7 protein-coding genes and 1 CRISPR repeat array (1 of these 8 cut by a window edge) are annotated in these 10,844 nt (G+C 65.7%); all 7 genes read right to left on the bottom strand.

The window, feature by feature from the left end; genetic code table 11:
- Positions 1–4,433: a CRISPR direct-repeat array (repeat unit 29 nt; unit sequence CGGTTGAGCCCCGCGCCTGCGGGGACCGG) (it extends 782 nt beyond the left edge of the window).
- A 110-nt stretch (positions 4,434–4,543) separates the two neighbouring features.
- From cas2e to casA, 7 genes are read right to left on the bottom strand one after another with little or no spacing between them, the layout of a single operon-like run.
- The gene (gene cas2e / locus HOP52_RS13955) at positions 4,544–4,837 is read right to left on the bottom strand and encodes a type I-E CRISPR-associated endoribonuclease Cas2e (protein WP_238978007.1); all 294 of its coding nucleotides are present in this window, start codon (positions 4,835–4,837) and stop codon (positions 4,544–4,546) included.
- Positions 4,837–5,757, bottom strand: a complete 921-nt coding sequence (gene cas1e / locus HOP52_RS13950; RefSeq protein ID WP_238978006.1) for a type I-E CRISPR-associated endonuclease Cas1e — start codon at positions 5,755–5,757, stop codon at positions 4,837–4,839. Before cas1e ends, cas2e begins: the two co-directional genes overlap by 1 nt.
- 27 nt (positions 5,758–5,784) lie before the next feature.
- A complete protein-coding gene (gene cas6e, locus HOP52_RS13945; protein WP_238978005.1) occupies positions 5,785–6,483 on the bottom strand; it encodes a type I-E CRISPR-associated protein Cas6/Cse3/CasE in 699 nt (232 codons plus the stop codon).
- The gene (cas5e, locus tag HOP52_RS13940; RefSeq protein WP_238978004.1) at positions 6,483–7,226 is read right to left on the bottom strand and encodes a type I-E CRISPR-associated protein Cas5/CasD; all 744 of its coding nucleotides are present in this window, start codon (positions 7,224–7,226) and stop codon (positions 6,483–6,485) included. The genes cas6e and cas5e overlap by 1 nt, the downstream gene beginning before the upstream one ends.
- A gap of 9 nt (positions 7,227–7,235) precedes the next feature.
- A complete protein-coding gene (gene cas7e / locus HOP52_RS13935) occupies positions 7,236–8,309 on the bottom strand; it encodes a type I-E CRISPR-associated protein Cas7/Cse4/CasC (protein WP_238978003.1) in 1,074 nt (357 codons plus the stop codon).
- A 36-nt stretch (positions 8,310–8,345) separates the two neighbouring features.
- Positions 8,346–9,002, bottom strand: coding sequence for a type I-E CRISPR-associated protein Cse2/CasB (gene casB, locus HOP52_RS13930; protein WP_238978002.1), 657 nt, complete (start codon positions 9,000–9,002; stop codon positions 8,346–8,348).
- Positions 8,999–10,681 carry a type I-E CRISPR-associated protein Cse1/CasA gene (gene casA, locus HOP52_RS13925; RefSeq protein ID WP_238978001.1) on the bottom strand — a complete coding sequence of 561 codons (1,683 nt, stop codon included), beginning with the start codon at positions 10,679–10,681 and terminating at the stop codon, positions 8,999–9,001. The genes casB and casA overlap by 4 nt, the downstream gene beginning before the upstream one ends.
- Positions 10,682–10,844: the final 163 nt, after the last annotated feature.

The raw sequence follows: 10,844 nt of genomic DNA, 5'->3' as shown, positions 1-10,844 counted from the left end.
GTGTGGTAGGCCGGTTGAGCCCCGCGCCTGCGGGGACCGGCAGTTCCCTGCATTCCCCGTCTACGGGCGGGGCGGTTGAGCCCCGCGCCTGCGGGGACCGGTCCCAGCGGTAGACGCGGCGCCCGCGCTCGATCGGTTGAGCCCCGCGCCTGCGGGGACCGGCCGTTGGCGTCAGAATCACGCACTTCACCGAACGGTTGAGCCCCGCGCCTGCGGGGACCGGGACCATCGCGTAGTCGTCTGCGCTGGCGGCGTCGGTTGAGCCCCGCGCCTGCGGGGACCGGAGTTGATCGAGCGTCAGCGCCAGCCGGTGGCGCGGTTGAGCCCCGCGCCTGCGGGGACCGGGACTAGGCACAACATGTTGTGCCAATGACGGCCGGTTGAGCCCCGCGCCTGCGGGGACCGGGTCGATGCGGTGATCTACGACGAGCTGTCCGCCGGTTGAGCCCCGCGCCTGCGGGGACCGGGCCTGGTCGTGCAGGCGGAATAGGTACATGTTCGGTTGAGCCCCGCGCCTGCGGGGACCGGTCGCAGTCTCCAGGCTCAAACTCGAAAGGCGGCGGTTGAGCCCCGCGCCTGCGGGGACCGGGACGACAACGACTGACCCGCCGCCCGGCGGGTCGGTTGAGCCCCGCGCCTGCGGGGACCGGAACAACATCTTGGTGTAGCCGAGACGAGCCGACGGTTGAGCCCCGCGCCTGCGGGGACCGGTGGTCAATAGCATCTACCAGAACAGCTGTGACCGGTTGAGCCCCGCGCCTGCGGGGACCGGTGCCTAGCCATGTAAGCCTGCTGACATTCCTGCGGTTGAGCCCCGCGCCTGCGGGGACCGGCGAGCGGATTCGCGATGTTGCTTCCATTCGGCCGGTTGAGCCCCGCGCCTGCGGGGACCGGGCGGCGGGGTGTGGGGCTTCGGCCTGCTGGTGCGGTTGAGCCCCGCGCCTGCGGGGACCGGAGAGCCTGGATGGTGGCGTCGCCCCACTGCGGCGGTTGAGCCCCGCGCCTGCGGGGACCGGATCATCAGGCGACTTGCGGGTTTTCATTATCACGGTTGAGCCCCGCGCCTGCGGGGACCGGCAGACGTTTCACGTGAGGTGGCGGCATGAGCACGGTTGAGCCCCGCGCCTGCGGGGACCGGCGCCCGGATCAGCGCGAGGCCTATCGCAATTACGGTTGAGCCCCGCGCCTGCGGGGACCGGGCCTATCCCGCGACTCAACGAAACTGACCATATGGTTGAGCCCCGCGCCTGCGGGGACCGGGTTTCCAGTCAGGTCCAGAGCACCCACCATGCCGGTTGAGCCCCGCGCCTGCGGGGACCGGGGCACGGAGCGCGACGAAAAAAAACGCGGGTCCGGTTGAGCCCCGCGCCTGCGGGGACCGGCCCCGGTGGTCGTAGTAGATGCCGTCGGGCAGCGGTTGAGCCCCGCGCCTGCGGGGACCGGGTGGGGGCAGTAGGTGAGGGTGGTCATGGGGTCGGTTGAGCCCCGCGCCTGCGGGGACCGGGCCTGCACGTCGATACTGCCGCCGTCGTCGCTCGGTTGAGCCCCGCGCCTGCGGGGACCGGGGTGATGATCCAGGGCGTGGCGTCGATCTCGGCGGTTGAGCCCCGCGCCTGCGGGGACCGGTCCAGGGTGTCGGGTTGCACGGCACTGTCGGCCGGTTGAGCCCCGCGCCTGCGGGGACCGGGGCGGCCTTCTCTGCGTACTTGGCGGACAGGGCGGTTGAGCCCCGCGCCTGCGGGGACCGGCAGCCGGGGAGCCGCTGCCCGTTCCTGGCAGTCGGTTGAGCCCCGCGCCTGCGGGGACCGGGCTACTGTCGCTACTGCCGGCATTGCGAATGCCCGGTTGAGCCCCGCGCCTGCGGGGACCGGGGGTGTGCACCGGGCCTTCGGCCCACAGCTTGCGGTTGAGCCCCGCGCCTGCGGGGACCGGGGCGCAGTGGTCGACGTGCCGGACCGCATCAGCGGTTGAGCCCCGCGCCTGCGGGGACCGGGACCCGAGCCCAGGCCATCATCGACCTGGGCGCGGTTGAGCCCCGCGCCTGCGGGGACCGGTTTGCCGGTAGCGTTCATCATGGGTAAGACTCCGGTTGAGCCCCGCGCCTGCGGGGACCGGACCGCCCTGTTCGCGTCGGTCAACGAGGATCGCGGTTGAGCCCCGCGCCTGCGGGGACCGGGGTTAAAACGTGTCGCCGCGCTTGATGACCGCCGGTTGAGCCCCGCGCCTGCGGGGACCGGCTCGATACGGGTCTGCATGGTCACTCTCCTTTCGGTTGAGCCCCGCGCCTGCGGGGACCGGCCGTCCAGCGTCTCGAAGCGGTAGCCGGCGACCGGTTGAGCCCCGCGCCTGCGGGGACCGGGGCTGGCGCGTGTTGCCGCTGCGCAGCCATGCCGGTTGAGCCCCGCGCCTGCGGGGACCGGCCTAGCGTGGCGGGAATAACGCACCCCTACGCCGGTTGAGCCCCGCGCCTGCGGGGACCGGGCCGCCTCCATGGCGGCGGCATGGGATTCACGCGGTTGAGCCCCGCGCCTGCGGGGACCGGTTCCAGCACGGCCAGCGGCGCAACCTCGGCGGCGGTTGAGCCCCGCGCCTGCGGGGACCGGCGCTTAACGGCGTTAACTATGTAAGATGGATTCGGTTGAGCCCCGCGCCTGCGGGGACCGGTTCGCTCGACTCCGCGTTAGCCACGTCGATAACGGTTGAGCCCCGCGCCTGCGGGGACCGGGGGCGGATGATCGAAGCCTGTTGTGAGCATATCGGTTGAGCCCCGCGCCTGCGGGGACCGGATCGCCCAGGGCGGCTGTGGGCACGCCTTCAGCGGTTGAGCCCCGCGCCTGCGGGGACCGGAGCGCGTGTGACAGCCTCGTCAAACTCTGCGGCGGTTGAGCCCCGCGCCTGCGGGGACCGGACCGTGACAGGGCGGGCGCACTGCACCAAGCGCGGTTGAGCCCCGCGCCTGCGGGGACCGGCAAACAATGCCCACACAAACAATCACCAATAACGGTTGAGCCCCGCGCCTGCGGGGACCGGGTACCCGAGTCGAGGCAAACAGTATCGAATTGCGGTTGAGCCCCGCGCCTGCGGGGACCGGCGACATTCGTCTAGGGGACGACTGATGAAAGACGGTTGAGCCCCGCGCCTGCGGGGACCGGTTCCCAAGTGCGTCGCGCCTCCACCTTGGTAACGGTTGAGCCCCGCGCCTGCGGGGACCGGGTGCGCAGCGTGTCCGATGGCGCGCCTTGGGGCGGTTGAGCCCCGCGCCTGCGGGGACCGGATTATCCACCCCGCTTCGCCATTGCCAAATCGCGGTTGAGCCCCGCGCCTGCGGGGACCGGACAAGGTGTTTCACCATACGGCGGATATTCGGCGGTTGAGCCCCGCGCCTGCGGGGACCGGGGCGTCCGAATCGGCGCCGTCCGTCGTGCAGTCGGTTGAGCCCCGCGCCTGCGGGGACCGGGCCGCCCGGTACCAGCAAAGCCGGCGTGACGACGGTTGAGCCCCGCGCCTGCGGGGACCGGGCTGCAAAAATATCTGACAAACGTGTCACCGTCGGTTGAGCCCCGCGCCTGCGGGGACCGGTGTTCTTCACAGGAACCTCGTCAGGGCGTGACCGGTTGAGCCCCGCGCCTGCGGGGACCGGCCGGTCAAGTCTCGACCCACCCCCGGTCAACCCGGTTGAGCCCCGCGCCTGCGGGGACCGGGGCATGGATCGACTGACCATCGTCGGAAGTGCCGGTTGAGCCCCGCGCCTGCGGGGACCGGCGCGCCAGCTCGGCCTCGTCGGCGCCACCCATCGGTTGAGCCCCGCGCCTGCGGGGACCGGTAGAGGTTGATCAACGACAGATCGCCGTAGCTCGGTTGAGCCCCGCGCCTGCGGGGACCGGGACTGGACAGTGCCTGCATAACCCATAGATAGCGGTTGAGCCCCGCGCCTGCGGGGACCGGTTCAAGCCCAGCCACCGCGTGGATCTCTCCACCGGTTGAGCCCCGCGCCTGCGGGGACCGGGCGTAGGGACCATTGGCAGCATCGACAACGATCGGTTGAGCCCCGCGCCTGCGGGGACCGGCGAGCAAGCGTAAGGTTCCTAAGTGTAAGTTTCGGTTGAGCCCCGCGCCTGCGGGGACCGGTCCGTAAGAGCTATATCTCAGCGGACACCCCACGGTTGAGCCCCGCGCCTGCGGGGACCGGACGACATGTGGCTCGCTATCCAGTGGCTGTATCGGTTGAGCCCCGCGCCTGCGGGGACCGGGCTCGCAGCCGTTGCGGGTCGCGGTCCCAGGGCGGTTGAGCCCCGCGCCTGCGGGGACCGGCCCATGGCACAACATGTTGTGCCAATGACGGTCGGTTGAGCCCCGCGCCTGCGGGGACCGGTCAATCAGTTTCTTCGCCGAAAACTTCAGCGACGGTTGAGCCCCGCGCCTGCGGGGACCGGACTAATTGTAGACACTTGATCTACAAAAGGAAAACCGCCGGCAGAAATTCCACCAGCGATTTTGCCTATTTTTTGTACAGACTAAATTTTTAAAGATCCAAAATTATCAATCACTTAGTCTCAACTGGCAGAAAGCGCACCAAACGCAAGCCATCATGGTCCCAAGGCTCGCGACGATTGGTGCCGTAAGTCTGGAATTCGAAACCGGACTCATGGTTGCTGGCCCAGGCCATGGCGACATTGCCATCCTCAGCCAGGGCACTGATCTGCTCCCAGATCATTTCCCGGATACGCTTGCTGACATCACCGACGTAGACCCCGGCACGTATCTCCAGTAGCCAGACGGCAAGTCGCCCCCTCAGGCGGGGCGGAACCGCTTCGGTCACTACCACGATCATGGCCATCATCCACTCCTGTGACCGGCATCACCGATCGAGGGTGGTTCGGGAATCGCCGGCGGTACGGCTTCCGGGGCGGGGGGAGGCGGCTCGATCTCCCCGGCCGCCAGGACCTCTTCGATCATGGGGATCAACCGCTGCAGTATCTTGGCCTGTTTGAAGGCATCACGACAGGCGATGCGGACTTCGCGCTCCGGCATGGGCGGGTTGCGTGCCGCGACACGAAATGCTGCAGGAACAACCGTTTCAAACTTCACGATATCGGCGATATCGTAGACAAAGCTTTTCGGCTTACCGGTATGCAGAAAACCGATGGCAGGAGCATAACCCGCCGCCAGGATGGCAGCTTCACTGATGCCATAGAGACAAGCGGTGGCGGCGGAAAGGCACTGGTTGGAAACGTCGGAGGCATCCCACTGGGTTGGGTCGTAGCGGCGCCCCGACCATTTGACGCCATATTGCTTGGCGATCAACTGATAGGTCTTGCGTACCCTGGCGCCCTCCATCCCACGGAGTTGTTCGACGCTGCGACGAGATGGCGGCGGCTCACCAAAGCGCAGCTCGAACATCTTACGGACGACCTTCAAGCGTAGCGAGTCGTCCAGCGCCAGCTGTGCTTGATAAAGCAGCTTGTCGGACCGCGCCCCACCAGGTTGACCGGCGCTATAGAGCCTCACGCCGGCATCACCAACCCAGATCAGCAGGGTACCCACGGTCGCCGCCAGCTTGACAGCGGCGTGGGAAACTCGCGTACCCGGCTCCAACAATAGGCAGGCGACAGAGCCCACCGGGATGTGCATGCGCTCGCCATTGACCTCGTCGATCACCACAAAGGCGCCGTCTCGCACATCAATCTGTCCCATGCCGACGAAGATCATCGACATACGGTCCTTCATGGGAATCGGCTTGAGTGGAATAAAGCCCATACTGGCCTCCCTGCCTTTGAAGTGTCGCTATGGCCGGCGAATCAGCATCAGCCCGCAGCCAAAGGCCTTGGCACGCCCAACACCCTGGGCCAAGGCCTCGATCAGGCGGCCGGGATCGGTAACCTCCAACAAGCCCTCATAGTCAACACTGGAATATTGGATGGCATCACGCCGCCCGGGTTTGTGCAGAGCATGTTGACGATAGGCCCCGACCTCCGGATCCACCAGTAGCCGAAAGCCCAGCGCTTCCGCCCTCGTCCGCAGCCAGTCTCGCGCCGCCTGATCCATCGCCTGGACGCATTCCGTGCCAGTACGCTGACCGGGTGGAAAGGGTTTCTTCGCGGCCATTAGCACATCGCTGCGGGGCGAGTGCTTGGCCCCCTCTACTCGCCGTGCCACCGTCGGGTTGGCGCGCAGCCGGAATGCCAGTTGCTCGCCTTCCCGCAGCGTCGGCGCAAAGGGTTTGCACTGCACATCGAGCAGGCCCGCGATGGCAGTAGGCTCCCGATCGGAGAGTACATAGAAGAGCGGCAGCCCCTTGGGGGTCTTGCTCTGCTCGGTCTCCTCTTCCATCTCCTGACGAAACAGGAAAGGTCGGGCTCCCTGGTGGCCCGGGAAGGCCTGCCACAGCAGCTGGTGAGCGCCATAGGCCCCACCCTGCATAACGTCGAAAAGGGCTTCGCGGGAGAGGCCGTTGAGATCGACGCGAACGCGTGAAAGAAACATTAGTGCCCCTCCTCTGCCGGCACGAAGCGCCGGAACTCGGTGCGTGGCCCGAACTGCCAGCGACGCCGATTGAGCGGCCGATCCCACACTTCGCTGGACTCCACATCGTGCTTGTCGCCATCCAGTAGTGCGGCTCCCCCCTCCCAGCAGTACAGCGTCTCTCCAGTCAGTCGCAGGGCCTTCCCCTCACCAGGGATCAACGCTTCGAACTCGCTATCGAGGGCTTCGCGAAGGTGCGCGACCTCGACTCGTCGAGGCGCCAACGGTGCCGCCAAGGGGCATGACTTGCGTCCCAGGTAGAGCGAGTAGTGAGGTCGCTGCAGCGCTGCCTCGAGTGACTCTAACGTGTAGACGGAACCCTCGGAGAGCCATACCGCAACGCTCCAGAGACCGTCGCAGCGGTAGTCACGGCTGGAAAGGATGGTATTGATCACCTTCTGTGGGGCATGCAATTCATCGCGTCGCGTGCGATAGGTCACGCCCTTACGATCACTCGGCACCTGGGCGGTGTGGTAGTCACGCAGCAGGGTACCGGGAGAGCGCTGCTTGACGGCAATAAGCACACTATCAGCCAAGGCCCGTTGGCCGGCATCGTCCTCCCGCTTGATGCCCAGGGCGGCACCGAGCAGGCCCAGGATCGCGCCACGCCCGGGGTAGGTGGCGGTCGGCCGAGACTCGCCCACCGCCGCTTCGCCCCAACTGGCGAGTGGGGCATAGAGTCGAAAGACCAGATATTCCGTCATGACGACTCCTTACCAATCGGCTTTGAGAAACTCGATCAGGCCATCGAGGTTGCCCGTGACGACCTCGCCCTCGAACTTGGGGCCCTGGTAACCAGGCATGGCGGAGACGATATAGCGGCGATCGGCTCCCGCTCCATAGGCCCCGTCGAAGGCGTTCACCTGTGCCTCAAGCTGATCGATAGCCTCACCGGCCTGATCCTGACCGACCACCGGTCGCAGGAAAGCCACCGACAGCGAGCGGGGCTGCTGGTCGCCCTTCTCGGCCAGCACATAGCTGGCATGGGCGCGGGAGCCAAAGCTGTTCTGCTTGCCCTTTGGCGAAGTCCGCACAGCGGCTTCCACCAGGGCGGCAATGGCACGCTCGGCCAGCTCGGCATCGCCGTTAAGGTTATCGATCAATTGCTGTCGATCGATGCAGATGTAGCTATAGAACAACCCCGCCGCGAAGCCGGCCTCACCGACATGGGCCGCCCCCCGATGCTCATCACCGGTATTGAGGTCATCCACGGCGGTGAAATAGTCATCCTCCACCTCTGCCGCATGAACGGTGATGGCATGCGCGACCTGACAGGCCGCCTCGACGTTGTATTCCGGCACCGCTGCCAGCATGCGACCGAACAGGGCGATATCCGCGGCGGCTGGCTTATGGCGCAGAAGCTCCAGGTCGGCCTTCTCGGGAGCCCGATTCTCGGCGGCCAGCGTCTCGACGAGAGCATCCACCGCCGTTTGCTCTTCGGGGCCGATATGCACCAGTTGACTGGTCGCCAACTCACCCTTGGCGACATCACCAAATACCTTGGCGATCTCCGTGGCCCAGGCCCGAGCCTCTTTCTCCTTCACACCTTTTTCCAGCAGACGCTTCTCGGCCTCGAGCCCCACGCGCTTGGTACGCTGGCCGCGGTGCTGACCCAATGCCTCCTCGAACAAGGCCGAGGTACGCCAGGTGCGCTTGAGACTCTGGGAGGAGACACGTAGGCGCTTGGCACCGCCCATGATCGCGGTTTTTGGCCGCCCCAGGTCATCGCGGTTGAGGTTGGCCGGTGGATAAGAGGTCAGCAGATGCAGTTGAATGAAGTGGCTCATGAGTTTAATTCCCTGTCGTAAATGGTGAAGGCTCGATCAGTCGCTGCCGCGCTGATAGCGGGACAGCGCCTCGAAATAATCATTGGCCCATAGGAAGCCGAGTCGACCGGATGGCTGGGGTGCCATGTCACCCTGCGACTCACGCCACCAGAGCGCGATATTGTCGGCCAGATGGACAACGCTCACATCCCGCTTGTCGATCAGCGCCAAGGCGCGCCGCAGCCGCTGCACCAGTTCTTCCGGTGTCTGGCAAGTCAACAGCTGCTGGAAGCGCAGCTCGCTCATGTGGGGCTTGCCGGTGTCCTTCTTCTGTTTGCCTAGTTGGCTACCCAGGCTGACATTGGGGCGTTCCGCCGTCACCTCGGCCAGTACCAGCGCGATGCAAGCCCAGGCCTGAAGCCGGATATCTCGCTGCCCCATCCAGCTGCCCTCCACCTTCTCCACCGAGTGCCAGAGGTGGCGAAAGGCCTCGCTCAGCATGGCGGCCTCCGGCGTTTCACTGCGCCGCAGCATGGCCCGCACTCCCTTCGGCCAAGGAGGTGCCGAGGTAAAGGCTTTCAGTTCCTCGGCAGGCAAGGTCAGCCGCTGCCACCAGCAACGCACGGCAAAGGCTTCTTCTGGCCTGACGGCTCGTAGGTACTCGGTCACCACAGGCGTCTCTTTCTCCGCCTGTGGTTCTGCTGTCTCGCTCATGGCGCGACCTCCTCAGTTGTGGTGCTTTCCTTGCTAGCCGCTATCGCGAACCCTCCTTTCTTGGCGAACTGGGTGATGACCTTGCTGCCCTTGCTGCGCCCCGAGAGCCAGGCCTGCAGATTGCGACGGGCCCCGGTAATGCGTTTCATATCGAGCTCGGCCACGGGGCCGCTCAGGGCCTGCGCATCGAACAACCGCAGGGCTTCCTGTCGGAGTCCGCGATACCAGCCTTTGGCGATATCTGTCGGCATATGGGTGCTCTCGCCATCGAGCAGCGCCTGCTGCATGCCAAACAGGGCATGGAAGAATCCGGCCTGTGTTGCCTCATAGAATTGGGTATCGATGGGGCTCATATCCCCCTTGGCATCGGCAGGGCGCGAGAACCAAGCGACCTTGATCTGGTTTCGCACCATCCACGCCACTTGGCGAGCCAGTTCGGTCACATCCTGAACCCATGATCTGAGCACTTCCTGCTGTTCAGGCGGCACCGCCACCAGCGGCATCTCCACGCCATACCAGCCGCGGGGCTTCATATTGTCCATGTCGTAACCGAAGGCCCAGAGCCTCGCATGCTGGAGCAGCGGCTCGAATGCCTCACCTTCGCGTCGCGCCTGCCGATTGGCCGGCACCTTGCCATACAGGTAGTCATGCACCACCGCCGCCGGCAGGGCGCCGCTGTTATCGACATCATTGAGCACTAGGTTCGACCAGTGCCGATACCCCAAGCCACCTGGCTGCCCCTTGGTGGAAAGCGGCGGTTCACTGGGCTTCTTGGGATCACGGCGATAGGGGGTAAGCGGATGCTGCCAAGGACCCTCGTAGTTGGCGCCATAGTTCTTGGCGCGAATCTCGGCTACGGACCGGGTAGCTTCTCGCCCACAGAGATCGCACCGACAGGGGGCGTCCTCGAAGAGCAGGCGAAAACGCCGCGGCATGGCCCAGTAGGCATGCAGTGCATGCATGCTATCCGGGACGACAACGGCGCCCTTCTTGTCGCTGAGCCGAGTTGGTCCCATCCAGGGGAAGAGGGTGTCGTCCTCCGGACGCGGCGCTTCGACCTTGCCCTGCCGCGCAAGGGATTTGCTCGGCATCACGTTCAGCCATAGCCGCTGCCAGAGGCTGGCCTCCTCATCATCCGGCAAGACCAGGGTCGTAAGCGGGCCACCGCCCCGCAGCCCCACACGATAACCAGCCCCCCCGGATGGGGCATTGATCTGCATGGTAAACAGTGCCAGCGCCGCACAGTCGGGGCAGACTGTCTCGACCCGCCCCCGTTTAACGAAATGATCGGTATTCAGCTTGAGGCCGTTGGCGCCGGGGGAATCGATCAGGAGTCCCGAAACGGAAGTTGGCTTGGCATCCTCCAGCGGATCCCGGTCCTGCATAAAGCGCGGACCATCGCCATCCAGTTCGAAGGCAGCAGCTAACGGCGCAAAGGCGGCGTCCAGCTCCTCAATACTCGGCGGCTCGGCAAGGCGATCCAGCCAGTCGTCGTGATCCTCGGGTGGCAAGGCGGTCTGCAACAAGCCAATCAGCCACTGGTAAGCAGCCCCCTGGAAATCCGCCCGAGGCAGCGCGAGCTCGACGATATTGGGGTCGGCGACGGAAGAAGGTGGGCGGTACGCAATGTTTCCATCCCTGGCTCGAAGGGGCAGCCAGGCATCCAGTAGGAGGTTCATGTCGACTCCAATAAATTTATCTATTCAGTGACGATCCATTGACTGTAGACCATAATCCCCGAACAGCACCTTCCCTGTCCGTTCGGGGTTGAACCGTTTATGTATTCGATGAGTGCTATGTTCCCCGCCTTGGCGGGGCTTTCCTCGTGACCCGGTGACGACT

Origin of the sequence: Billgrantia campisalis, from assembly GCF_022341425.1 — a bacterium.
Taxonomy (GTDB): domain Bacteria; phylum Pseudomonadota; class Gammaproteobacteria; order Pseudomonadales; family Halomonadaceae; genus Halomonas; species Halomonas campisalis.
Note: the sequence above shows the minus strand (reverse complement) of the source record. Positions and strands in the feature narration are given on the sequence as shown.

Excerpts from the sequence above, each read along its gene's own strand:
- cas5e (WP_238978004.1), bottom strand. The coding sequence starts at position 7,226 with ATGACGGAATATCTGGTCTTTCGACTCTATGCCCCACTCGCCAGTTGG.
- cas6e (WP_238978005.1), bottom strand. The coding sequence starts at position 6,483 with ATGTTTCTTTCACGCGTTCGCGTCGATCTCAACGGCCTCTCCCGCGAA.
- casB (WP_238978002.1), bottom strand. The coding sequence starts at position 9,002 with ATGAGCGAGACAGCAGAACCACAGGCGGAGAAAGAGACGCCTGTGGTG.
- cas2e (WP_238978007.1), bottom strand. The coding sequence starts at position 4,837 with ATGGCCATGATCGTGGTAGTGACCGAAGCGGTTCCGCCCCGCCTGAGG.
- cas1e (WP_238978006.1), bottom strand. The coding sequence starts at position 5,757 with ATGGGCTTTATTCCACTCAAGCCGATTCCCATGAAGGACCGTATGTCG.
- casA (WP_238978001.1), bottom strand. The coding sequence starts at position 10,681 with ATGAACCTCCTACTGGATGCCTGGCTGCCCCTTCGAGCCAGGGATGGA.
- cas7e (WP_238978003.1), bottom strand. The coding sequence starts at position 8,309 with ATGAGCCACTTCATTCAACTGCATCTGCTGACCTCTTATCCACCGGCC.